Annotated in this window: 21 protein-coding genes and 2 pseudogenes; 7 read left to right on the top strand and 16 right to left on the bottom strand. The window is 65.6% G+C overall.

The annotated features are described in order from the left end of the window. The coding region (locus TY51_RS05910) for a UxaA family hydrolase (protein ID WP_042247150.1) at positions 1-1,032 on the top strand (1,032 nt) is incomplete at its 5' end. Here the strand turns inward: TY51_RS05910 and TY51_RS05905 are convergent. After that, entirely contained in the window at positions 1,033-1,971 is a 939-nt protein-coding gene (locus TY51_RS05905) for a sugar kinase (RefSeq protein WP_042247140.1), read from the bottom strand. It lies immediately after the preceding gene. A gap of 13 nt (positions 1,972-1,984) precedes the next feature. Then, complete coding sequence (locus TY51_RS05900; RefSeq protein WP_042247137.1) at positions 1,985-2,647, bottom strand: GntR family transcriptional regulator; 663 nt, start codon at positions 2,645-2,647, stop codon at positions 1,985-1,987. A gap of 160 nt (positions 2,648-2,807) precedes the next feature. Here TY51_RS05900 and TY51_RS05895 point away from each other — a divergent pair, with 160 nt between their 5' ends. The 3 genes from TY51_RS05895 to TY51_RS05885 all read left to right on the top strand — a co-directional run bounded on the left by TY51_RS05895 (position 2,808) and on the right by TY51_RS05885 (position 6,192). Then, on the top strand, positions 2,808-3,266 hold the full coding sequence (locus tag TY51_RS05895; RefSeq protein ID WP_042247147.1) for a molybdopterin-dependent oxidoreductase: 459 nt from the start codon (positions 2,808-2,810) through the stop codon (positions 3,264-3,266). Next, positions 3,263-5,485 carry an ATP-binding protein gene (locus tag TY51_RS05890; protein WP_052649846.1) on the top strand — a complete coding sequence of 741 codons (2,223 nt, stop codon included), beginning with the start codon at positions 3,263-3,265 and terminating at the stop codon, positions 5,483-5,485. The genes TY51_RS05895 and TY51_RS05890 overlap by 4 nt, the downstream gene beginning before the upstream one ends. Before the next feature lie 134 nt (positions 5,486-5,619). Then, on the top strand, positions 5,620-6,192 hold the full coding sequence (locus TY51_RS05885; protein ID WP_042247135.1) for a L,D-transpeptidase: 573 nt from the start codon (positions 5,620-5,622) through the stop codon (positions 6,190-6,192). Between the two features lie 30 nt (positions 6,193-6,222). Here TY51_RS05885 and TY51_RS05880 read toward each other — a convergent pair. Further along, a pseudogene (locus TY51_RS05880) lies at positions 6,223-7,679 on the bottom strand (aldehyde dehydrogenase family protein). Here TY51_RS05880 and TY51_RS05875 point away from each other — a divergent pair. Further along, positions 7,564-8,670, top strand: a complete 1,107-nt coding sequence (locus TY51_RS05875) for an NAD(P)-dependent oxidoreductase (protein ID WP_307534988.1) — start codon at positions 7,564-7,566, stop codon at positions 8,668-8,670. The pseudogene TY51_RS05880 and the gene TY51_RS05875 sit on opposite strands and share 116 nt — an antisense overlap. 70 nt (positions 8,671-8,740) lie before the next feature. Here TY51_RS05875 and TY51_RS20840 read toward each other — a convergent pair. The 9 genes and pseudogenes from TY51_RS20840 to TY51_RS23205 form a co-directional block, all read right to left on the bottom strand. Next, positions 8,741-10,039: pseudogene (locus TY51_RS20840) on the bottom strand (amidase); the annotation flags it as partial. Positions 10,040-10,079: 40 nt separating this feature from the next. Continuing rightward, a complete protein-coding gene (locus tag TY51_RS05860; RefSeq protein WP_042247126.1) occupies positions 10,080-11,210 on the bottom strand; it encodes a M20/M25/M40 family metallo-hydrolase in 1,131 nt (376 codons plus the stop codon). After that, a complete protein-coding gene (locus TY51_RS05855) occupies positions 11,207-12,376 on the bottom strand; it encodes a M20 aminoacylase family protein (RefSeq protein ID WP_042247124.1) in 1,170 nt (389 codons plus the stop codon). Before TY51_RS05855 ends, TY51_RS05860 begins: the two co-directional genes overlap by 4 nt. Then, positions 12,360-14,033: an ABC transporter ATP-binding protein gene (locus TY51_RS05850; protein WP_042247120.1), complete on the bottom strand. Its 1,674-nt coding sequence runs from the start codon at positions 14,031-14,033 to the stop codon at positions 12,360-12,362. The genes TY51_RS05855 and TY51_RS05850 overlap by 17 nt, the downstream gene beginning before the upstream one ends. 4 nt (positions 14,034-14,037) lie before the next feature. Then, positions 14,038-14,913, bottom strand: a complete 876-nt coding sequence (locus tag TY51_RS05845; RefSeq protein WP_042247117.1) for an ABC transporter permease — start codon at positions 14,911-14,913, stop codon at positions 14,038-14,040. Further along, a complete protein-coding gene (locus tag TY51_RS05840) occupies positions 14,913-15,854 on the bottom strand; it encodes an ABC transporter permease (protein WP_042247114.1) in 942 nt (313 codons plus the stop codon). Before TY51_RS05840 ends, TY51_RS05845 begins: the two co-directional genes overlap by 1 nt. Before the next feature lie 67 nt (positions 15,855-15,921). Next, positions 15,922-17,487 (bottom strand): ABC transporter substrate-binding protein, encoded by a 1,566-nt coding sequence (locus TY51_RS05835; protein ID WP_042247111.1) that lies wholly within the window; start codon positions 17,485-17,487, stop codon positions 15,922-15,924. Positions 17,488-17,529: 42 nt separating this feature from the next. Beyond that, a complete protein-coding gene (locus TY51_RS23950; RefSeq protein ID WP_255351387.1) occupies positions 17,530-18,417 on the bottom strand; it encodes an MlrC C-terminal domain-containing protein in 888 nt (295 codons plus the stop codon). 5 nt (positions 18,418-18,422) lie between these two features. After that, complete coding sequence (locus TY51_RS23205; protein ID WP_255351386.1) at positions 18,423-18,959, bottom strand: M81 family metallopeptidase; 537 nt, start codon at positions 18,957-18,959, stop codon at positions 18,423-18,425. A 171-nt stretch (positions 18,960-19,130) separates the two neighbouring features. Here TY51_RS23205 and TY51_RS05825 point away from each other — a divergent pair, with 171 nt between their 5' ends. Continuing rightward, a complete protein-coding gene (locus tag TY51_RS05825; protein WP_042247108.1) occupies positions 19,131-19,922 on the top strand; it encodes an IclR family transcriptional regulator in 792 nt (263 codons plus the stop codon). Between the two features lie 301 nt (positions 19,923-20,223). Here the strand turns inward: TY51_RS05825 and TY51_RS21740 are convergent, their stop codons facing one another. The 3 genes from TY51_RS21740 to TY51_RS05815 all read right to left on the bottom strand — a co-directional run bounded on the left by TY51_RS21740 (position 20,224) and on the right by TY51_RS05815 (position 21,173). After that, the gene (locus tag TY51_RS21740) at positions 20,224-20,415 is read right to left on the bottom strand and encodes a hypothetical protein (RefSeq protein WP_156117905.1); all 192 of its coding nucleotides are present in this window, start codon (positions 20,413-20,415) and stop codon (positions 20,224-20,226) included. A gap of 11 nt (positions 20,416-20,426) precedes the next feature. After that, on the bottom strand, positions 20,427-20,777 hold the full coding sequence (locus TY51_RS05820) for a hypothetical protein (RefSeq protein WP_042247105.1): 351 nt from the start codon (positions 20,775-20,777) through the stop codon (positions 20,427-20,429). Positions 20,778-20,912: 135 nt separating this feature from the next. Next, a complete protein-coding gene (locus TY51_RS05815) occupies positions 20,913-21,173 on the bottom strand; it encodes a hypothetical protein (RefSeq protein ID WP_042247103.1) in 261 nt (86 codons plus the stop codon). Between the two features lie 310 nt (positions 21,174-21,483). Between TY51_RS05815 and TY51_RS21735 the strand changes: the two genes are divergently transcribed. After that, complete coding sequence (locus TY51_RS21735) at positions 21,484-21,654, top strand: hypothetical protein (protein WP_156117904.1); 171 nt, start codon at positions 21,484-21,486, stop codon at positions 21,652-21,654. 575 nt (positions 21,655-22,229) lie between these two features. Here the strand turns inward: TY51_RS21735 and TY51_RS05810 are convergent. Further along, entirely contained in the window at positions 22,230-22,490 is a 261-nt protein-coding gene (locus TY51_RS05810) for a hypothetical protein (RefSeq protein WP_042247100.1), read from the bottom strand. Positions 22,491-24,355 lie beyond the last annotated feature (1,865 nt).

Genomic DNA, 24,355 nt, shown 5'->3' with positions numbered 1-24,355 from the left:
GCCTTTGCCCACGGATCGGGCTGCGGCATGGCTGACAGCGGTCCGGGCTGGATCGCGCTGCAACGCGTGCTGACCGGGCATGCCGGACACCCGAACGTCGGGGCCGCGCTGTTCGTGGGCCTGGGCTGCGAGGTGATGCAGATCGCCCGCATGAAGCAGGAGCTGGGCCAAGCTGCGCGCTTTCACGGGCTGACGATCCAGGACAATGGCGGCACGCGCGCGACCATCGACGCGATCAAGGCCCGCGTCCGCCAGATGCTGCCGCAGGTGAACGCCGTCACGCGCGCGCCTGCACCCGCTTCCGCGCTGCGGATCGGGCTGCAATGCGGCGGATCGGACGGGTTTTCGGGGATCACGGCCAACCCCGCGCTTGGGGTGGCCTGCGACATCCTTGCGGCGCAGGGCGCGTCGGTCGTCCTGTCCGAAACGCCAGAGATCCACGGCGCGGAACGCCTGCTGCTGGACCGTGCCGCGGACCCCGTGCTGGCCGACCGGCTGTTGGCCCGCCTGCGCTGGTGGGAGGCGTATGCTGCGATGAACGGCGCCTCGCTGGACAACAACCCCAGCCCCGGCAACAAGGCGGGCGGGCTGACCACGATCCTTGAGAAATCCCTGGGCGCGGTGGCCAAGGCGGGGGCCACGCCGCTGAACGCGGTGCTGGATTACGCCGAACCCATCACCGCACCGGGGCTGAACTTCATGGACACGCCGGGCTATGATCCGGTCTCGGCCACGGGCCAGATCGCCGGGGGGGCGCAGCTGATCGTGTTCACCACCGGGCGCGGATCGGCCTTTGGGTCGAAACCCGCGCCGACCATCAAGCTGGCCACGAATGACGCGCTGTTCGCCGCGATGCGCGACGACATGGACCTGAACTGCGGTGATGTGCTGTCCGGTGTCAGCCTGGAGGACAAGGGCCGCCAAATCGTCGACCTGATCCTGCGCACCGCGTCAGGTGAGGTCACCCGCAGCGAGGCTCTGGGTCTGGGCGACCACGAATTCCTGCCCTGGCAGATCGGCGCGGTGCTGTAGTCAGCGCCGCGCGTCCGCGACCGCTTGCCGGATCAGCGCACCGGGATGGCGGATGACCTGCCGCCCCAAGGCATGGCCCGCCCGGATGGCGCCCGCGCAATCGGTCCCCGTCAGCCGCGCCGCCAGATAGCCCGCGTTGAAGCTGTCGCCCGCGGCGGTGCTGTCCACGGGCGTGTCGACGCTCAGATCGTCGATGCAGCCGTGGCCGTCGCGCCCGCCGAACAGGATCGGGCCGCCGCCGTTCTTGACCACCACCTGCGCCGCGCCCAAGGCCAGATAGCGGTCCAGCGTGGCCTGCGGATCGGTATCGCCGAACAGCGCGGCCTCGTCGTCGAAGCTGGGCAGGACCAGGTCCGCCCGGCTTGCGGCATCCTGCGTGAGCGCGCGCATGGTGTCCGCGTCGGACCAAAGGCGCGGGCGCAGGTTGGTGTCGAAGACGACCGTGGTCCCCGCCTGCCGCGCCCGGTCCAGCGCCTGCAGCAGGCTGTCGCGCCCCTGCGGCGGCAGGATCGCCAGCGTGATCCCCGACAGATAGGCCATTGCGCAGCCCTGCAACGCCGTCTGCAGCAGGGCCGGATCGTCGGCCAGCCGCCGCGCCGCGGAACTGTCGCGCCAATAGGAAAAGCTGCGTTCCCCGTTGGTCAGGCTGATGGCATAGAGGCCGATCTCGGCATCGGGTAGGCGGGTGACGTGGGTGGTGTCCAACCCTTCGGCCTGCAGGAAGTCCACCATCTGCATCGAAAAATCGCCGGTGCCCACGCGCGTCAGGTAATCGACCTGCCACGCATCATCCAGCAGGCGGCGCAGGTACCAGGCGGTGTTCAGCGTGTCACCGGCAAACCCCATCCGCCACAGGTCGGGATCGGGGGCGCGCGACATCTCGACCATGGCCTCTCCGATGGACAGGATGCGGGCGGGGCGGGGGTCGGATTGCGGCATGCGGCGGGGCCTTTCAGTCGGTGAAATAGTCGGGATGCGCCGCAGCCATCTGCGGCAGTTCGGTCAGCATCTGGCGCAGATGCGTGCGGATGGCATCTTCGGCCGCGTCTGCGTCTCCGGCCTGCAGGGCGGTCAGGACGGCGCGATGCTGGGCGATGGTCTGGCTGCGGTCAAAGACGCGCATCGACAGGTGCCGCAGGCGGTTCATCTGTGCCTTGAGCCGCTCCAGGTCCTGCCAGACCGCTGCCTGATCCGCAGCCAGGGCCATGGCCCGGTGAAACCGGTCGTCGGATTCGATGAACCCCGGCACGTCGCCTGCGACGTCGCAGCGTTCCTGCACGGTCAGTTCGTCGGCCATCGCGGTCAGATCCGGGCGGGTCCCGGCCACATGGCGGGCAAAGTCGCTTTCGACCGCCTCGCGGATGAAGCGCGCCGACAGGACCGCCCGCATCGAGATCCGCCCGATATAAGTGCCGCGTTGGGGCAGCACCTCGGCCAGACCGTCGGCGGCAAGGCGGATGAACGCCTCACGGACGGGCTGGCGCGACAGATTGACCTGGGCCGCGATCTCGATCTCGGACAGGCGGGTGCCGGGCAGCAGATCGCCGCGCAGCACGCAGCGGTACAGCCAGTCATGGACCTGCTGGGCAGTCGTGGCAGCGCGGATCGGAATCATGTCGGGCCCTTTTTCGCCAAATTATACCATACTTCCATACCAGTAAAGCTCATCGGCAGGTCGCTAGGATTTTAGAAAGGTTTCGCTGCCAGAATGGCGCTGCGGTCGTCAAGATGACGTGAACCGCAACCCCATGACCCATCCTGCCAAAGGCAACCCCATGAAGATCGCAGCCCTTTTCCTTTTGCTTGCGCTGGCGGGTCCGGCGCTGGCCGACGACCCCCTGCTGACCGTCGAGGGCCCGGACGGTACCCGTACCTATGACCAGGCCGCGCTGCAGGCGCTTGGGCCGGTCAGCTTTGCCACCTCGACCATCTGGACAGAGGGGCAGCCGACCTTCACCGGTGTCCCGTTGCAGGCGATCCTGACCGATGCGGGCATCGATGCGGGTACGGTCTCGGCCGTGGCGATCAACGATTACGCGGTGCAGATCCCCGTGGACGAGGTGACGGCGGACTATCCCATCGTGGCCTTTCAGCAGGACGGGCAGGCGATGTCCGTGCGCGACAAGGGGCCGCTATGGGTCATCTATCCCTATGATTCCGATCCCGACCTGCAATCCGAGGTGATCTATTCCCGCAGCATCTGGCAGCTGGTCCGCATCGAGGCTGCGCGATGATCGACGCGGTGGGCACCGACCTGCACGTCCCGCGCATCGCGCGCGCGGTCAGGCTGATGCCCGCCTTTTTCGGCTGCGCGATCTTGGCTCTGGGTCTGGCGGTGTGGCTGTTGCAGGTCGACGCACGCCGGCAGATCGACGATATGGGGACCGCGGCCACCGACAACACCCAGTGGTTCCTGGCCCAGTCAGAGGTCGAGGTGCTGGCCCTGCAGCGTGCCTCCCTGCTGCTGGCCGCGCACGGTGCCGGCGCGGACCGGGCACAGGATCTGCGGCGACGGTTCGACATTTTCTATTCGCGCATCCAGACGCTGCAGCAGGGGCGGACCTATGACAGGCTGCGCGCCGAACCGGGAATGACCGAGGCGCTGGATTCGATCCAGTCTGCCTTGGATTCGGCGGTTCCGCTGATCGACGGCGACGATGCCGGGCTCATCGCGGGCCTGCCCCGGATCGTGCCCGCCATCGACGCGGCCGTTCCGATGGTCCGACAGGTGTCACTGGAAGGTGTGCGGCTGTTCGCCGAGAAATCGGCCCTGCGCCGCGAGGGCGTAGCCCGCGCGCTGACCACCCTGTCGCTGCTGGTCGTGCCGCTGTTCATGGTCCTGACCGGCAGCGTCGTGGTGCTGGCCGCGATGGTGCGCACGGCGGGCGACCGAAACCGCCGCATCGCTGCGGTCAGCAACCGCCTGCATTCGTTGTTCGAGGCGTCGATCGACGCGATCCTGGTCGCGCGGCCCGACGGGCGGATCCTGGGTTTCAACGCGGCCGCGCAGCGTATCTATGGCTATGACCGGGCCGAGGTGGTGGGCGCCGATGTCGTCGACCTGCTGACCCCGCATGACCGTCGCGCCAAGGTGCGCGAGGTTCTGGCCGGGGTCCAGGACGGCACCACGCGCGTCTCTGAAACGGGCCCCGACATCCTGCAATCGACCGCACGGCACAAATCGGGCCGCATCATCCCGGTCGAGCTGTCCATGTCCGTCTCTCGTGGCGAGGATGGGCCGCTGGTGGTCGCCTTCGTCCGCGACGTGTCCCGTCGCGCGGCCGAGGAGGCCGAGCTGATCGATGCGCGCGACCGTGCCGTGGCCGGAGAGCAGGCCAAGACCCGCATGATCGCCGTCATGAGCCATGAGATGCGGACCCCCCTGAACGGCATTCTGGGGCTGCTGGACCTGCTGGGTCTGACCGAACTGGACGACCGCCAACGCCAGTACCTCGCCGCGATGGAGCATTCGGGGCGCATGCTGCTGGGACATGTCAACGACGTGCTGGACACCTCCCGGGCGCGCAGCGGACAGCTGGTTCTGGCACAGTACCCGGTGGATCTGCGCGCGCTGGTCGATTCGGCGGTTCTGGGCATGCAGGAACAGGCGCACGCTGCCGGTAACCGGCTTGTGACGATGTATTCTGGCGATGATCACGGGCCGGTGCTGGGCGATGCGGCGCGGCTGGAACAGATCGTCGTCAACCTGGTCGGAAACGCCATCAAGTTCACCGAGAACGGACAGATCACCGTGACGGTGGACAGGGCAGGACCGCAGGGTTCGGTCGACCTGTGCGTCACTGATACCGGGATCGGCATTCCCGCCGGCGATCTGGACCGGATATTCGATGCCTTCGTGACGCTTGGTTCGACCTTCGACCGTAAGGTCGAGGGGACGGGGCTGGGGCTCAGCATCGTCAAGGGCCTGGTCGATGCCATGGGCGGTCAGATCGCGGTGTCCAGCGAACCGGGCAGGGGCACTGCGTTCCGGGTCACGCTGCCGCTGCAGGTCGCACCCGTGCTGGCCGACACGGCGCCACAGGTGGCGGTCGCCAGCGACAGTTGTCCCGCGCTCAGCATCCTGATGGTCGAGGACAACGCCATCAACCGGCTGGTCGCCCGCGAAATGCTGCGCCGTCAGGGCTGCGAGGTGACTGAGGCGGAGGACGGCCTTGCCGGCGTCGCTGCCGCAGGTCAGCGCCGGTTCGACCTGATCTTGATGGATATCAGCATGCCGCGCCTGAACGGGATCGAGGCGGCCCGCCGCATCCGCGCGGGCGGACCCAATCGGGACAGCCCCATCGTCGCCCTGACCGCCCACGCCATGCCCGAAGACCTGGAGAGCTTTCGCCAGGCGGGGATGGACCAGTCGCTGGTCAAGCCGCTCAGCCGTGCCGCGCTGACCGCGGTGCTGCAGTCGATGCGTCCGTCGGGACCCCTGTCGGAGGTTTGACCGAACCTGCCGACGCGGATGCATCTGTTGCAGAATCTCCGGGGTGGCCCATCAACCTTTCGGCGGGGGCTTGGGGGACTGGCCCGGTGGGGCTATTGTCTCTCAAAAGGCGAAAACAAGCACGAGGCAGCAGCATGTCCACGAATCGTCCCTTCGGTGACAGACGAACCTTCATCACGGGGCTTGCGGCGGCGGGCGTCCTGATCCCCGCCACGGCCTTTGGTCAGGAGAATTCCGGACCGCAGCGCAACCAGTCGTCGTTCCGGGCGCGGCACTGGCGCGATTTCTATCCCTCGATCGGCAAGGGGGTTCTGCTTGCCGACGTGACCTCGCGCGCGGTGCATTACTGGTCGGGCGACGAAAGCGTGCACTTCGTTTTTCCCTGCGCGATCCCTATGACGGACGAACTGACCCGCCGCGGCCAGACGGAGATCGTCCGCAAGGTCGCCAACCCGTCCTGGACGCCCACGCCCAGCATGCGTGAAAAGGACCCGACCCTGCCGCTGCGGGTTGAAGGCGGTGCGCCGGAGAACCCGTTGGGCAAGTTCGGGCTTTATCTGGGGTGGCCCGCCTATCTGGTTCACGGCACCCATGACACGCGCAAGATCGGGCGTCGGTCGTCGTCGGGCTGCTATGGCCTGTACAACGAACATGTCGAACGGCTGTATGCCGTCGCCCAGATCGGCACCCAAGTCACGGTGTTCTGATCGACGGGCGGGGCGCACCGCGCCCTGCCTTCAGCCGTGATGGATCGCGATGGTCTTGGTGCGTGTGAACCCGTACAGCGCCTCGAAACCCTTTTCACGACCGTGGCCCGATTTGCCGATGCCGCCAAAAGGCAGCTCGACCCCGCCCCCGGCACCATAATTGTTGATGAAGACTTGGCCGCAGTTCAGTCGGCCCGCCATGCGCAGCTGGCGTGCCCCGTCGCGGGTCCAGACGCCCGCGACCAGCCCGTAATCGGTGCCGTTGGCGATGCGCAGGGCCTCTGCCTCATCGGCAAAGGGCATCATGACCTGCACCGGGCCAAAGATCTCTTGCTGCGCCAGGGCGTGGTCGGGGGGAACATCGGCAAACAGCGTGGGCCGCACGAAATGGCCGCCCGGGGCCGCGTCGGAATGCAGGCGACCCTGGGCCGCCAAGGTCAGATCACGGGTTCCCAAGTCGATGAAATCCTGCACCAGACGCCGCTGGCGGGCCGACACCAGCGGACCCAGGTCGTGGCTGCCCGGCGCAGGTCCGACCACCAACCCCTCGAATATCTCGGCCATCCGACGGCGGACCTGGTCATAGACGCCCGCCTGCACCAGCACGCGCGATGCGGCCGAACAGGTCTGCCCGGCATTCTGCATGCAGGCCCCGACCAGAACCGGGATCGCCCGGTCCAGGTCGGCATCGTCAAAGACGATCTGGGGAGACTTGCCTCCCAGTTCTAGCGTCACGGGCACGGCATTGGCCGCCGCCGCGCGCTGGATGCCCGCCCCTGTCCCGACCGATCCGGTGAAGGACAGGTGATGCACGCCCGGATGCGCCGACAACGCGGCGCCCACCTCGGCCCCAAGCCGGTCACGACGTTCAGCGCGCCGGGCGGCAGGCCCGCCTGATGCGCGATCTGCGCAAAGACCAGGGCGGACAGGGACGCGTCCTCGGCCGGTTTCAGCACCACGGCATTGCCCGCGGCAAGGGCTGCGGCGACCGCGCGGCCCAGGATCTGCATGGGATAGTTCCACGGGATGATGATCCCGCAGACGCCATGCGGCTCGCGCAAGGTATAGGCTGTATAGCCCTGCTGATAGGGGATCGTGGTGCCCATCAGCTTGTCCGCGGCGCCGCCATAGAACTCCAGATACCGGGCCAGCGCCGCCGAATCCCGGCGCGACTGGTCCAGGGGCTTGCCCACGTCCAGCGTCTCGATCATCGCCAGATCCTCCGCCCGGTCCAGGACCAGGGCAGACATCCGCATCAGGATCCGCCCGCGATCCGTGGCGGTCAGCGCGCCCCAGGGCCCATCCAGCGCGGTGCGGGCGGCGGCGACGGCGGCATCGACATCGGCCTTGGTCCCGCGCCCGATCACCCCGATGGCCTGGCTGGTCGACGGATCCTCGACCGGCAGGGTGCCGCCATGGGGCTGCGTCCAGGTGCCGTCCACGAAGATCAGGCTGGTGTCGATGCGGGTCAGATCGTCGATGGTCATGCTGCGGTCCTGTGGTCGATGGAAAAATTGCGCCCGGTCACCTTGTGGCCCGGACTGCCAGCGCCCAAGCTGGCCCCCGGCAGGACAGGAGGAGACGATTGGCAAGATGACGGTCGGCATGGTGGGCGTGGGTCTGATGGGCCACGGCATCGCGCGCAACCTTGCGGCCAAGGGTTGGCCACTGCTGTTTCTGGATCATCCCGGCAACCAGCCGGTCACCGATCTGCTGGCGATTGGCGCGCGCCGGGTCGACCGTCTGGCCGCGCTGGCCGAGTGCCAGGCGATCATCCTGTGCCTGTCCGGCACGCCCCAGGTCGAAGAGGTGCTGTTGGCCGAGGCCGGCCTGCTGGCCGCGATCCGTCCCGGCACGGTGATCGTGGATTGTTCGACCGCGATCCCGGCATCGACCCTGCGGCTGGCGGGTCTGACGCGCGACGCGGGCGGGGCGTTCATGGACGCCGCTATGACCCGCACCCCGAAGGAGGCCGAGGAGGGCCGTCTGAACCTGCTGGTGGGCGCGGACGGCGATCTGTTCAACCGCATGCGCCAGCTGCTGGGTGCGTTCGCCGAAAACATCTTTCATGCCGGCGACGTCGGTGCGGGCCACACGCTGAAGCTGCTGCACAACTTTGTCTCGATCGGCTGCGCGACCCTGATCAGCGAGGCCGCTGCCTGTGCGCGGCAGGCGGGCATCCGTGATGCGACCTTTGTCGACGTGCTGGCCAAGGGCGGCGGGCATGGGGCGGCACTGGACCGGATCGCGCCCTTCCTGCTGGCGGGCGACACGTCGGGCATGCGCTTTTCGGTCGCGAATGCGGCCAAGGACCTGTCCTATTACCTGCAGCTGTCGCAGGACGTGGGTGCCGCGCATCACGCGGCGGGCGGCGTCGGCGCGGCCCTGGACGGGCTGTCCAAGGTCGGCTTTGCCGACAGCTATCTGTCCGAAGCCGCAGCCCTGTTTGCCGTGCAGGACAAGCCGCGCCACGACTAGGCCGTGACCGTGGGCCAAGGCGTGCGGCCGGGGCGATCCGTTCCCACGCCCGCGCGGCCTGCAGGACGCCCAAGTCGTCGAAACGGCGTCCCGCGATCTGCAGCCCGATGGGCACGCCGCTGCGGTCATGGCCGCAGGGCACGCTGATCGCCGGCTGCTCGCCGATGTTGAACGGCGCGGTAAAGCCGATGTGCTGCATTGCGCGCGTTACGTCATTGTCGGCCGGATAGGCCCAGTCCGCCGGAAAGCCCACATTCGGAGAGATGGGGGACAGGATCAGGTCCAGATCGGCCGTGGCCTGCGTGGTGCGGCGACGTATCTCGACCGTGGCGCCATAGCTGCGCCAGACGTCCTCACCGGACCGGCCCAGACCCGTTTCCGCCCATTCGCGCACTAGCGGCAGGATGGCGGCACGCTGTTCGGGGGCCAGCGCCAGCACGTCCAGACCCGCCCGCGTGCGCCAGAAATCGTCTAGGCCCTGCAGCAGGTCGGGGGTCATCCACGGGTCGATGGGCCGGACAATGGCACCGGCCTGTTCGAACAGCGCGGCCGCGGCGGACACGGCGTCGCGCACCTGCGGATCGACCGCCATCCCGCAGCCCGCATCCATCAGCAGACCCACGCGCAGGCCCACCATGTTGCGGTCCAGGTCCAGCCAGTCGATCGTCGCGGGCGGCAAGGACATGTGGTCGCGCGCGTCCGGCTGCGATAGCACCGCCATGGCCATCGCGGCGTCTTGCGCCGTCCGCGTCATCGGCCCCGCCGCGCGGCCCATGAAGGGCGGATCGATCGGCACGCGTCCCAGGCTGGGCTTCAGCCCCACCAGCCCGCACCACGCCGCAGGCAGGCGGATCGAGCCGCCGATATCGGTCCCCAGATGGATCGGCCCGTATCCCGCCGCCCCCGCGGCTCCGGCGCCGGCGCTGGACCCGCCGGGGTTCATGTCGGTGTTCCACGGATTGCGCGCCAGCCTGTGAAAGCTGGACAGGCCCGACGACAGCATCCCGAAATCGGGCATCGTCGTGCGGCCCAGAAAGACCGCGCCCGCCGCGCGCATGCGGGCGGCGGGGGGCGCGTCATCGGTCCGTGGGGTCATGTCGCTGACCGCGGTGCCCAAGGGCATGGGCACGCCGCGGGTCGCGATGTTCTCCTTGATGGTGATCGGCACGCCGTCCAGCGACACGCCGTTCACCGTCAGCGGATCGCCCCGCCGCCAGCGATCCTCGGACGCGCGCGCGGCCTCCAGCGCCAGGTCGTGATCGACCGTCCACATCGCGTTCAGCACCGGCTCGCAGGCGTCGATGCGGTCCAGGACGGCGCGGGTCACCTCGACCGGGGACAGGCTGCGATCGGCAAAGCCCGCGGTCATCGCGGCGGCGGTCAGGTCGTGGATTGCGGTCATGGGGTCCTCAGGTGATCTGGGTCAGCAGGCCCGCCGCCAGGCGCGCACGCTCGGACAGGCTGGAAACCAGGATATGTTCGTCCAGCGTGTGCAGGCCGCGGCCCCGCACGCCGATGCTGTCCAGCGTGGGCACGCCCATCGCGCCGGTGAAGTTCCCGTCGGACCCGCCGCCAGACCGGTCCGACGACAGGTCAAACCCGATCTGCGCCGACAGGTCGCGCGCCAGATCGTAGAGCGCCATCGTGCCCGGCTGCGGCTCCCAGACCGGTCGGGTGACGCCGCGGGTGACGGTGAAGTCGACGCCGTCCTGTTCACCCTGCAGGGCCAGAATGGCCGCCACGCCCCGGTCCAGGTCGGCTTGGGTCTTGGCCATGGACAGAACCTCGGCCCGGCATTCGGACGCGACGCAGTTGACCCATCGGCCCGCATGGATGACACCCACGGAAAAGGTGCAATCCTCGGTGGTCATCGCCTCGATCTGCAGGATGCGGCGGGCCATTGCGGCGATGGCGGACCGCCCGTCCTTCAGCGCCCAGCCCGCGTGGCTGGGGCGGCCATGCGTCAGCAGGTCGAACCGCGCGATGGCGTAGCGGCCGACCACCGCGCCCCCATCGGGCAGCGCGGGTTCCGGCAGCAGCACGGCGCGCTGCCCGCGGGCGGCATCCTCGATCAGGCTGCGGGTGGCGGGGGTGCCGACTTCCTCGTCGGGGGTGAACAGGAACGTGACCGGCAAAGGCGTGGTCAGGCCCGCGCGCGTGATCTGGCGCATCGCCTCAAGGAGGACATAGTTGCCGCCCTTCATGTCCATGATGCCCGGCCCCCAGGCCTTGCCGTCCTGCACCCGGAAGGGCAGCTTTTCCAGCGTGCCGATCGGGTGGACCGTGTCCATGTGCCCCGACACCAGGATGCCGGGCTCACCCTGATCCGCATGCGGAAAGGTCGCGCGGATCGAGGTGCCAAAGCCCTTGGTCCCCGGCACCGTTTCCACCGTGGCGCCGATGGCCGACAGGTCGCGCGCGGCCAGGTCCATCATCCGGCTGACGGCGGCGGCGTCCCAGGTGGGGCTTTCGCATTCGATCCACGGGCGCAGGCCCGCCAGCATCGCGTCGTCGTCAAAGGGCAGGTCAACCGCGCTCATGCGGCCACCGGCAGGCGGCGTTCGATCAGCCGGGCATAGATGGACGCGCCGACCGGCAGGATCGCCTCGTCCAGCACGAAGCCCGGATTGTGCAGCGGCACGGTGCCCGCGTGCCCCACGTTGCCATAGGCGCCGGGAACCTGCTGCAGCATGTCGGCGAAATCCTCGGACCCAGTGAAGGGGTGGGAATCGTCGCGGACGTTTTCGGCCCCCAGCACGTCGGCGGCGGCCTGGGTCCAGGCGTCCGACAGGTCGGCATCGTTCACCAGCACGTCGAAGATCTCGCGGAACGCGCAGGTGATCTGCAGATCGAAGCCTTGCGCGGCGCCGTCACAGATGGCGCGCATGCGGGCCTGCATCAGGTCGCGGACCTCTGGCTTGAAAAAGCGGATCGTGCCGGCCAGGGTCGCGGTCTCGGGGACCACGTTATAGGCGCTGCCCGCGTGGATCTGGGTCACCGACAGCACGGCCTGATCCAGCGGCGCGACGTTGCGGCCCAGGATCGTCTGGAACTGACCGACCAGACCGGATGCCGCGACCAGCGCATCGCGCGACTGTTGCGGCATCGCGGCATGGCTGCCCTTGCCCGTCACGGTGATGTCGAAGAACGACGCCCCCGCCATCGCCGGACCCTTGCACAGCGTGGCCTTGCCCGACTGGCCGGTGGGCTGGTTGTGCATGCCGTAGACTTCGTCCACCGGAAATCGCTGGAACAGCCCGTCGGCGATCATGGCGCGGGCGCCGCCCAGACCCTCCTCGGCGGGCTGAAAGATGAGGACGGCGGTGCCGTCGAAATTGCGCGTCTGGGCCAGATATTGCGCGGCGCCCAGCAGCATCGTCGTGTGCCCGTCATGGCCGCAGGCATGCATCTTGCCGGCTTGGGTCGAGGCATGGGCCAGTCCGGTCGATTCCTGGATCGGCAGCGCGTCCATGTCGGCGCGCAGGCCGATGCGGCGGTTGCCCTGACCGCGGCCATGCACGATGCCCACGACGCCAGTCTTGCCCACGCCTTCGTGAACCTCGTCCACGCCCCATTCGCGCAGTTTTGCCGCGACCACGGCGCTGGTGCGGACCTCCTCCATGCCGATCTCGGGATGGGCGTGCAGGTCGCGAAAGATGGCGGTCAGGTCCGGGACGGCGGCGTCGATCTCAGGCAGGTTCGGCATGGGTTACCTCTGGCATTGCGCGAAAGTTCTGAAAGTCCCAGGACCGGCCGGGGGCGGCCTCGATCAGGGCACGGGTATAGGGGTGGGCGGGCGCGGCCAGAACCTGACCCGCGGGGCCGTGTTCGACGACCGCGCCGCGCTGCATGACGATCACCTCGTCGCAGATCTGGGCCGCGACGCGCAGATCGTGGGTGATGAAGACGATGGCGATGCCCAGATCGCGCTGCAGCTGGTCCAAAAGGTCCAGCACCTGCGCCTGCACCGACACGTCCAGCGCTGACACCGCCTCGTCCGCGACCAGCACGTCGGGGCGCATCATCACCGCGCGGGCGATGGCGATCCGCTGCCGCTGCCCGCCGGAAAACTGGTGGGGATAGCGGGCCAGCGCATCGGCGGGCAGGCCCACGACGCCCATCAGGCGCGCGGCCTCGGCCATCGCGTCCGCGCGGGTGGTGCCATAATTCAGCGGCCCCTCCATCAGGCTTTCGCCGATGGTCCAGCGGGGGTTCAGCGACCGCATCGGGTCCTGGAACACCACCTGCAGCTTGCGCCGGTGCGCGCGCAGGGCGCCGCGCGAGAGGGTCGCAATGTCGGCATCGTCCAGCAGGATGCGCCCCGATGTGGGGTCGATCAGCCGCATGATGCAGCGCGCGACGGTGGATTTGCCCGACCCGCTCTCTCCCACGATGCCCAGGGTGCGACCCCGCGACAGCGAAAAAGTCACGTCCTTGGCCGCATGAGCCTGCGGCAGCTTCCGCAGGATGCCCCCGCCGCCATAGACCTTGTTCAGCCGCTCCACCCGCAGGACCGCGTCGTCGCCAGCGGGGCGGGCGTCGCGCGGCGACAGGCTGGGCACGGCCATGAGCAGCTTGCGGGTGTAGTCGGCCTGCGGCGCACGCAGCAGCGTCTCGACCGCGCCATGTTCGACGATCTCTCCGTGCTTCATCACATAGACGGTGTCGGCGATCTCGGCGACGACGCCCATGTCATGGGTGATGAACAGCACCGCCGTGCCGTGGTCGCGCTGCAATTCGTCGATCAGCGCCAGGATCTGTTTCTGCGTGGTCACATCCAGTGCGGTCGTGGGTTCGTCCGCGATCAGCAGCACGGGTTCCAACACCAGCGCCATCGCGATCATGATCCGCTGGCGCTGACCGCCCGACAACTGGTGGGGATAGGATTTGAAGATGCGTTCGACGTCGGGCAGATGCACCTGTTCCATGATCGCCACGGCGCGCCTGCGGCGTTCCGCGGCGCCCATGTCGGTGTGCAGCTCCATCACCTCCATGATCTGGTCGCCCACGCGGAGCACCGGGTTCAGCGCGGTCATGGGTTCCTGAAAGATCATCGCGACGCGGGCGGCGCGCAGTTCGCGCATCTGCGCCTGGCTCAGCGGCAGCAGGTCGCGGCCCTGCAACTGGATCGTGCCCCCCGCCACCTGCAGGGCCTGGGGCAGCAACCCCATGATCGCCAGCGAGGTGACTGATTTCCCCGACCCGGATTCGCCCACCAAGCAGACGGTTTCGCCTGCCCGGATGGTCACGTCGATCGATTTCAGGACGCCCGGATTGCCCGGCGTGTCGGGCAGGGTCACGGTCAGGTCGCGGGCCTGCAGGACCACGTCGGCGGTGTCGAAATTGCGTGTCTTGAACAGCATGGCCTTACCCCGCCCGTTTCTTCAGCCGCGGGTCCAGCATGTCGCGCGCCGCGTCGCCCAGGAGGTTGATCGACAGGATGCACAGCGACAGCGCGATGCCCGGATAGAGGATCAGTTCCGGCTTGATGCGGAAGAACAGCCGACCCTCGGCCATGATGTTGCCCCAGGTGGGCGTTTCCGTGCTGACGCCCGCGCCCAGAAAGGACAGGATCGCCTCGGTCAGGATCGCGCTGGCCAGGATATAGGTGCCTTGGACGATCAGCGGTGCGGTGGTGTTCGGCACCAGGTGCCGCACCAGGATCTTGCGCATGGGGGTGCCAAGCGCGATCGCGGCCTCGACATAGGGTTCCTCTCGCGCGGACAGGACCACGGCGCGGACCAGGCGGACGACGCGGGGAATCTCGGGGATGGTGATCGCGGCGATGACCGATCCGACCGACGGCCCGTTCAGCGCCACCAGCGCGATCGCCAGCAGGATCGACGGGATCGCCATCAGCGCGTCCATCATCCGCATGATGATCGCATCCGCGGTGCGGAAAAAGCCCGCGATCATCCCGATGATCAGCCCCAGGAGGACCGACACGACCGCCGTGGCGATGCCGATGATCAGGGACAGCTGTCCCCCGATCAGCACCCTGCTGAAGATGTCGCGACCGAAATTGTCGGTGCCAAGCGGGTACCCTTCGATCGGGCCCTGCAGGCGGGCCATGGGGTTCATGGTCAGCGGGTCGTGCGGCGCGATCCAGCCCGCCAGCAGCGTCAGGACGACGATGATCGCCAGCACCAGCGCCGCGATCTTGCTGCCCAGGCCGAGTTGCGGCAGGCGCAGCGCGCGCAGGACCGGCTGCATCGCCGAGGTCGGTTGCGGTACCTGTGCCATCAGTAACGGATCCTTGGGTCAAAGAGGCTGTAGCTGAGGTCGATCAGCAGGTTCACCAGCACGTACAGAAAGCTGGTCAGCAGGATCATCGCCTGGATGACCGGATAGTCCCGCGCCAGGATCGCATCGACGGTCAGGCGGCCCACGCCGGGGATGTTGAACACGGTTTCCGTCACCACCACGCCCCCGATCAGCAGGGCAAAGCCCGTGCCGATCACGGTCAGGATCGGCACGGCGGCGTTCTTCAGCGCGTGGCGGAACAGGACGGTGCGCTCCGGGGCACCCTTGGCGCGTGCGGTACGGATGTAATCCTCTCCCAGCACCTCCAGCATGTTGGCGCGGGTCATGCGGGCGATCAGCGCGATATAGATCGTCGACAACGTCAGTGCGGGCAGGAACGCGTTCGACAGAAACCCGCCCAGGCCCGCCGACAGCGGCGTATAGCCCTGAACCGGGAACCAGCCCAGCTGCAGCGAAAAGACCAGGATGAACAGATAGCCGATCACGAAGACCGGAACCGAAAACCCCAGGACCGAGAAGGTCATGACCGCGTAATCCGCGGCGCTGCGGTGCTTCCACGCGGCCAGCACGCCCATCGGCACGGCCAGGGCGACCGACATGATGATCGTCAGCACCGCGATGGACAGCGTCGGCGCGATGCGGTCCCCGACCATCGTGGCCACCGGCGTGTTCGAGATCAGCGACACGCCCAGATCACCGCGCAGCAACTGCCCGACCCAGGTCACGAACTGGATGTGCAACGGGTCGTTCAGGCCCATCGCCTCGCGGATGCGTTCAAGCTGGGCGGGGGTGGCCATGTCGCCCGCGATGATCGCGGCCGGATCGCCCGGCGTCAGGCGCAACAGCAGGAAGACGAAGACGGCGACCAGCAGCATCACCGGAATGACGGCCAGGATGCGCCGCAGGATATACCCCAGCATCAGGTTCCTCCGATCGGGCGGGAAGGGGGGCGGCAGCACCGCCCCCCATGCATTGTCAGGGGCAGGATCACTCGGACTTCTGCAGGCCCCAGAAGACCGGCACGGGAGAGTTGATCATCTCGGTGATCGTGGTGCGGCGGGCCTGCGGCAGGGTGTACTGTCCCAACGGGATCAGCAGGCCGTTCTCCAGCGCGTGGGCCTGGATCCTTTCGGCGACCGCGGTCTGGGCTGCGGCGTCGGGGGCGTCGATGAACTCCTCCTTCAGCGCCTCGATGGTCTCGTCCGTGGGCCAGCCGAACCAGGCATCGTTGCCCCGTCCGTTCAGCATCGGGTTCGAGATCGGGTTCGAGATTTCCGGCACCATCCAGTTGGTGATGAACACGTTCCAGCCGCCTTCGGCCGGGGTCGCCTGGCTGGCGCGGCGCGTGACCAGCGTCTGCCAGTCCATCGGCTGCAGCTCGACCTGGAACCCCGCCTCGCGCAGCATCTGCGAGATGACGACGGGTTGGGTGGCCAGCGCCACCATGTCGGTCGGCGCCATCAGCACGACGGGCGTGCCGTCATAGCCCGCCTGCTCCAGCAGGGCGCGCGCCTCCTCGGCGCCGCCGCCCTGGGTCAGGGTGTCGGTGCCGGTCGCGTTTTCCAGCGGCGTGCCGCAGCCCAGGATGGCACCGCAGACCGAATAGTATTCGGGGTTGCCGACCATCGCCGCCAGCACCGGTTCCTGGGTGATCGCCTTGATGGCGGCCTGACGGACCTGGACGTTGTCAAACGGCGGGTGAAGGAAGTTCATCCGCGTCATCGTCTGCATGCCGGTCGGCTCTCGCGTCTCGACGACGATGTTCGGATCGCCCTCCAGCAGCGGGATCAGGTCGACCTGCATCGCCTCGATATAGTCGATCTCTCCGCCCGACAGGGCGTTCACGGCGGTCTGGACGTCGGGCATGTTGACCCATTCGACGCGGTCCACGTTCACGACCTTGCCGCCCGCCATCCAGTCGGCGGGTTCATCGCGCGGCACGTATTCGTCGAACTTTTCATAGACGACCATCAGGCCAGGCTGAAATTCCGCCTCGACGAAGCGGAACGGACCCGATCCCACGTATTCGGTGATCGCCTCGTCGGCCGAGGTTTCGGCCACGCGGGCGGGCATGATGAACGGCGGCAGCGCCGACTGCTTGGACAGCACGTCCAGCATCGGCACGAAGGGTTCGGTCAGCGTCCAGGTGATCGTCTTGTCGTCGGTCGCCTCTAGGCTGGCGGTGCGGTCCATGATGACCTGCCCCCCCGCGTCCTTTTGTCCCCACCGGTTCAGCGAGGCCACGGCGTCGGCCGCCGTCACCGGCGCGCCGTCGTGGAAGGTCAGCCCGTCGCGCAGCGTGAACGTATAGGTCAGCTGATCGTCCGAAATGGTCCAGTCGGCCATCTGCGGCTGCGGCTGGAACTCCGAATCCTGCGCGATCAGCACGTCATAGATCATGTAGGCGTGGTTGCGCGTGATGTGGGCGGTGGTGATCACCGGGTCCAGCACGCGCAGGCCGGAATGCATCACGGCCTTGATCGTGGTCTCGGCCCAGGCTGCGCCTGTCAGCATGGTCGAGGCCAGAAGCGTGGCGGTCAATTTCTTGAGCATGGTGTCCTCTCTGTTGAACGGGGCCGCGGGGTGATCTTGGCGTCAGCCTTGCGCGGGGGGTGTGAAGGGGGCGCCGCCCGGCTCCAGTCGGATGCCGGGGGACAGGTGGCGGAAGGGCAGGCTGGCCGGGCTGACGGGCATCGGCCCGGGCGCGGCGCAGGTCAGGATCGCCGCGGCGATGGGGGTGAAATCGGCGCGGAAATGGTTCGAGCTTTTGACGACCAGGATGGCCTGATCTTCGGGCACGATGCCCAGGAACCGGAACATCTGCCGGTCGGCCATCTGCGCCTTTTCGGACGCAACCGCCACCCGCACGCCGCCGATGCGCAGGCAGGCCGAGGGACCAAGCGCCAGATGCGCGCCGCCGTAATAGGGGCCGGTGGCATGGCAGGACCCGTCCGACAGCGCGTCGACGGTGAACCGGCCTTGGAACGGCGCATCGCCCGGAATGCCGGACCGTCCGCCCACGGACAGGTCGATCGTCGCGCCAACCCCTGCGGCATGGGCCGCCGCCGCCGCCGCGGGGTCGGTTATCAGCCCGATGGCCGCGTCCTGGGCATCGGCCTGGACCAGTGCGCGCAGCATGCCGGTCGTGTCGGAATTGCCGCCCGCGCCGGGATTGTCCTGCGTGTCGACCAGAATCACTGGGCGGTCGGCGAAGCGGCGCATCGCCTCGGCCACGCCGTCGGCGGGGGCAAAGCAGTCGCCGCGGAACGCGGGCTCGGCGTCGCGCATCGCCTGCGCCAGGCGGTCAGCCATCGCGTCGGCTTGGGCCTGCGTGTCGGCATAGGCGATGACCGATGGGCGGCAATCCGCGAAATCGGCCGCAGGAAACCCCATGAACAGCGACGCGCAGCCCTGATCGTCGCAGTCCGCGACCATGTCGTACAACCCGCCAGCGGGCTGGGCATCGGTCGCCTGCCACGCGATGGGGATCAGGAAATCCAGCTGGCGGAACGCTTGGCATTCGGCGCGCCACCCATCAGCCGGTCCAGATGCTGGGCCGCGCGATGCCCGGTCAGGGCCATGTCGACATGCGGATAGGTGCGAAAGCCCACCATCAGGTCGGCACTGTCCATCATCTGCGCGCTGATGTTGCCATGCAGGTCCAGCGCCGCGACGACAGGAACATCGGGCCCCACCGCCTGCCGCACCCGGGCCAGCAGCGTGCCTTCCCCGTCAGGGGCGCCGTCGGCCACCATCGCGCCATGCAGGTCCAGAAAGACGCCGTCCAGCGGCCCCGCATCGCGCAGGCCCTGAACGATCTCCTCGGTCAGGGCGGCATAGCAATCGGCCGTCACTGGGGCGGAAGGCACGGCACCGGCCCAGACCAGCGGCACCATCTGCCAGCCCTGCTGTTCACCATGCGCGATGGCGCCGGCGATGGGAAGGTTCACGTCCCGCGCCCGGTTGATGATCTGCGCGCCCCGGCACAGCGGCAGATAGCCGCCGCCTTGTTCGAATGCCGCCATGTCCGCGGGACTGGGGGCAAAGGAATTGCTTTCGTGGACGAAGCCCGCAAGGGCGATACGTCGCGGTCGGGCAGGGGGCGTCGGGCTCAGCAATGTATTGTCATCCGATACAGCTGCATTGTATCACGAGTGTATTGACCGAAAATTGATCATGTCAACGTCGGAGATTGCATGCCGCGCAAGAATCACGCCCCGGACGTTCCGCAGGCAGAGGATGCCTTGTTCGTTCAATCGCTTGCCCGCGGAATGAGCGTTCTGGAGGCGTTTCGCGATGCCGACGGGGCGCTGTCGCTTGGCCAGATCGCCACGCGGACCGGGCTGACGCGCAGCGCGGCACAGCGGCTGGTGCACACCTTTCGCAAGCTGGGCTATCTGACCCTGGCCGAGGACGGCCGCGGATTTCGCCTGGATTTGCCGATTCTGGACCTCACGCATGACTATCTGCGGCTGAACCCGCTGGTCCGCCGCGCCAGTCCGATCCTGCTGGACCTGCGCCGCAACGTCCGCGAACGGGTCGACCTGTCGCTGTTCGACGGTCAGCGCATGGTCTATGCCGCCCGGATGCAGAGCAAGCGCGAGACGTTCTTTGCAACCTTGGTGGGCAACAGCGTGCCCACGACCTGTACGTCGGGCGGATGGGCCGTCATGGCGATGCTGCCCCCGACCGAGGTCGACCAGATCCTGGCCCAAGCCAGCCTGCAGCCGCTGACGCCCCGCACGTTGACCGATCCGCAGGCCATCCGCGACCAGATCGAACTGGCGCGACAGGCCGGACACGCGCTGGCGCTGGAGCAGATCCTGATGGGAGAAGTGGCGCTTGGCGTCGCGATCCCGGATGCGTCGGGTCGTCCGATCGCCGCGATCCACATCGCCGGATCGCTGTCGGAATGGGACCCCGAGGAATTCCGCCGCCGCAACGCGCCCTTGGCCGCCGAGGCAGTGCGCAGCATCATGTCAGCGTAAGCCGCCTGACATATGTTCGCCAAGTGCGGGTATTTTCACTGATTTCCTGAATATTGGCTGGGGCGGTAGGATTCGAACTGACTTTCGAAGTCAATTGAAATTTCACGCGCTTTTCCAAACACCGTGCAAGATTCCGCGCTTTGGGTGACAATATCTATATCCTACTGTGGTATCTGACGATCGCCAACACAAGGGCGTAAGTCTTGCGCTGTGTGAGAAGCCTTTCGGCTACTGCGATATTTCACGACAGCTCCTTCGGTCATAACCATGGATGCCTCGGTGCTTGGTGTTCCGTGATGGTTCACCGGCGCAATGATAGATCGTCGTGCGCCCGATGTTCAGGGTCGATGGGATCAAAGCGCCTCCCATCGTGTTGCCATATTTGATCGCCGATCCGGACGATCATCAGCGACCCGAGTTCGTCGGCAATGAAGCGAAGCCCCGTGAGGGGTTCTCCGAAAGCACCAGCCTGATGATGCGCCGTGCGGATCATGTCGGCCCGGGTCAGACGTCGGAAGGCCCGGGCATCGGGTGCCCGAGGAGATCGAGGACCCTGTTGTTCTGTGCCTCCAGTCGTCCAAGCCTCTCCAAGATGGACTGATCCCGAGACGACCGGTCGAGCACCTCCTGACGGCGAAGTGCGGCGATCAGATGGTTGGTCGCGGCCGTAAAGCTGGTCTCGATCCTCTGCACCGCGATGAGGTGATCCCGGATCACGTCCGAAATTGTCGGCTGATCGTGGTCCCGGAGCAGTTCTGCCAGAAGGTTGTTGAAGGTCTTCAACTGCGCGATGAGGTCGTGAATCTGCTCCACCGAGGCGGTGGTGCCCGTGTTGGGTGCGGTCGTATCGGTCATTGGTGTCCTTTAAGGTGTTGATCAGAATTGAAATTGTGGGTAGAGCAGCGGCAGCATGAACCTCTAGGCTCGCGGCAATCGCCGTAACCATGCGGTTCTTCCGGATGCGGGCCATGGTCCCTTCGAAGATAGGTTTCAGCCGTCCGACGAGGTGAATGAGCTGAGAATACCCGATGTGATCTGCAGGTCCCGGATCTCTCGGTCCTTCTCGGTTATGTGCTTCCGGAGGTGTCGGTTTTCCTCGGTCAGGACTGTTACCCTCTCTTCCAGACGGGTCAGCGCGACGTTTAACTGCTGAATGCTCTGCCGGTGCAATTTTAGTGCCGAAGCGAACCGGTCCATGCGGCGACGGAACGGGGAGAGCGCTGCCGTCGTGTAGGGGTATTCTTTCGTCATAAGAGTGTCCTTCATCGGGGTGGCACGCGGGCAATATTACCCGCGGGATATCGGCCAGATCCGCAATCGGGTCAGGCTTAGGATGGCCCTCCCTCTGCGCGCGTTCGTTCGCGTATCTGTTCCGGTATTCGATAAACCGCGTCTTGGCGGTCCGCAGTCGGATGTCTCGTTCGACCTTCATCGGACCATTCCGGTCACGGAGGTCACTGATGTCCTGGGCGGACCGAAACCCGTTGGTGAAGCAGAAGCCTCTCAGCCGTAAGGATTTAGCTCCGGCGATCTGTTTGATCGTTACGGCGGTCGGTGTCAGGTGATCGATCTTGAAGCCGGCCACAGCCAGATCAGGGACCAGCCGTTCAATGAGGTCGTCGCGATTATGCACCAAGCCATGTTCGGTGGCCGTGACCGCCTGCTCGATCAGGTGGAAGAGGGCATGTCCATCCAGGCGTTCGCGGAGGGCGCTGGCATGCTCCTTGTGTAACCAGTCGGGAAACCTAAAGAGCTGGGTGCGGAGCGGATCGTCTGGGTCGAAGAGCGAAAAACGGTCAATTAGTGCTTCTTGCAATGCGACACGAAAGGCGGTGTAGATCTCCCTCGGCGGGAAAGGGGTGAAGCTTTTGAGCCGTGCCCGGCCATCGATAACCGCGCGCGGCAAGAGAAAATTGATTTCAGTCCGCCCTGTATGCACGTGCGTGTTGACGAAGATGGGGGGACGACAATGTTCTGGAATGCCGGCGTAACTCGCATCCAGGATCGTCGCGATGATGTGACCGGCCTCCCTACGCCATCCGCCCGCGCTGAACGTGCGAGCATCGATTTCATCTGCGGCAAAACTTGCCGTCATGGACAAGTATTTCGGCGCGAAGGGGAGCGATCTCAAAAATCTTCCGATGGTCTGGGCATCGCCTAAAAGTGTCTCGGGCGCAGGATCTCGCATCACGTCATGGTCGCGCTGTTCGATAGTCTTTGTGACCGTGGTCGCGGCCAAGTAGCGTAATGCCTTAGCAGGACTACTTTTCTCACACGCCCCCGAGTATTTCGACGCGGTGATTATCATTATGACTCAATCAGACGTGTCACGATTGCATGGACTTTGAGAAGCAGCTCGAAATCATCATCTTGGACGGTGTCAATATGAGTAACCAAGTGCGTTATCTGGGTGAGCGCGTTAATCAAGGCCGCGAGAGCTACACTTTTTGCCGGGTGATTATCCGACGTCCTTCTTCTTTCATTATGGAGCCATACGAGATAGTCACCTGTCGGCCGACCATTGGCTTTTGCACCGTCCAGGATGGACGACCAATCCGCGTCCGTCATTCGCGGTGTCCGCTCTTTTTTTATTGGACCGTTGATACGCTTAGACGCCTTACTAAGGCCGATCCTATCCCTACCTGCTGTCATGGATTTCCTCCTAGTGGTGGTCGCATCAATGCAAACTATTTTGCCGACGCACGAGTCAAATGGATTTCGTGATTCTTTACGAAAAAAACTAAAATATGGCCGTTTTTGACGTCAGAGAGGGCGCTCAAGAATTTTTAAGTATTTTTAATTGTTTTTTTAACTCGAATAAATAATTGCGGGACTGTCAATAAAAATGGTTCTGAGTAAATCCAGCGAATCACGACCCCGATGATCAATGGCAACAGTGCTGCCCAAAAGCTCCCCGTCACGTTCGTAGTGTCTTCGATGAGAGGGTATCAGGGAATGCCCTGCGCTTTTGAACGGATGGCGATGCTCATGCTGTCCAAGCCAGTTTCCCCACGCTCCAAAGACATGGAGCCGTTTCGACCCGTAGGTATCGGCCGACCATCTGTGGCCAGAAGTGAAGTTGAATGTAAGGCCGGCATCTTGAGTTAAAGAGGCGCGCGATGTTGAATGATCACGGCTGTCCCAGCTCAATCATCAAAGGCGACCCGATGGTCTAAGCGTCCACGCCCGACGAGGCGCAGTGTTCTCTGGTCCGTTGATCCTTGCCTTGGGGCACGGCGACGCCGATCGTGCTTGGTCCGGTGTTCTTGATCATAGACTGCGCGTTGCCTTGCCTTGGTCGTCACGGTCTTGAGACGCATCTCTTTACAGACGGTCCACACGCCTAGCGCTGCGGGGCATGAACAAGCGGGCTTAGATGCTGATCAGCGGGCATTCAGCATCACCGCTCGCACCTTTGCCTGGGGTGCTTTGACAACGTTCGCGCTGGTCACCTGGTTGAAATCGGTGTCAGTCGGTCAAACCGGATCGGGGGCGCGATGGCCTTCGCGCTGCCGTCCTCCATGATGGCATTCATGCATCCAGTTATTGAAAAGATCGGCCTAAGCTCCAAGCCAATGGCAATTCCGATATGTCGGCAATGGCGGTCGGTGACGTCTCGCGGGCTTATCTAGCGTTTGTCAGCCCTGCTGTCCTGAATGAACCAGTTTGCCAATTGCCCGATCAACGCCAGCCGCACAGCGCCAGTCCAGAAGGCCAAAAAAGGTAAATCGCAGACTGGAAACCGGAAAAAGCCTGAACCGTGGCGCAGGTCAATATGCCCTGCTCCGATATGTTTCTGGAGGCGTCTTGTGAATTCGCGATGCTGTTCGAACGCAGCACCGCAACGGCCGTTTTGAAGAAAGCGGTAGCTTAGGTTTAGAACCCTGATAACTTCTTATGACCGGTTCTCAAGAGCAGGTTTGGTTGTTTTCCCTTAGTTTGGATTCACTGTGTGGAGAAATCTCCGAGCGCGTGCGGTTTAGCCGCACAGCAAGTCTCCACAGTTACGGGGGGGGGGCGTGAAAATGGTGCGAGTATCAAGTTGTATATGCATCTTTCCGGTTTTCAAAGCATGGTGTTGGCATTTTCGAATTTTTGCCGATAAATAAGAGGTTTTGTGGTGTCGGAGAGTGTTTTGTGCCTATTATCTTGAAGCGCACATTGTTTTGATGTTGTCCAGAGCTTGGTCAGGATGGAGCCAGTTATCCGTTTCCTTATGCTGCAGCGTTTATATTTTTGCTATCCTGTCCCAAGGCGCTTTTACATTGTTCCTCACGCGTCGCAGCGTGACACGCCACGATAGCTTCCCTCGCGTTCGGCGAGATCGAGACAGAGGCCGCGGGCCTCGATCTCCTCGCGCAGGCGCTTGCCCTGAAGGCAGGCGGCGGAGCGGTCCAGCGTGTCGAGGCTCGCGTCGAAGCAGGTCTCGACGG

This window comes from Paracoccus sp. PAMC 22219, from assembly GCF_000787695.1.
Taxonomy (GTDB): domain Bacteria; phylum Pseudomonadota; class Alphaproteobacteria; order Rhodobacterales; family Rhodobacteraceae; genus Paracoccus.
Note: the sequence above shows the minus strand (reverse complement) of the source record. Positions and strands in the feature narration are given on the sequence as shown.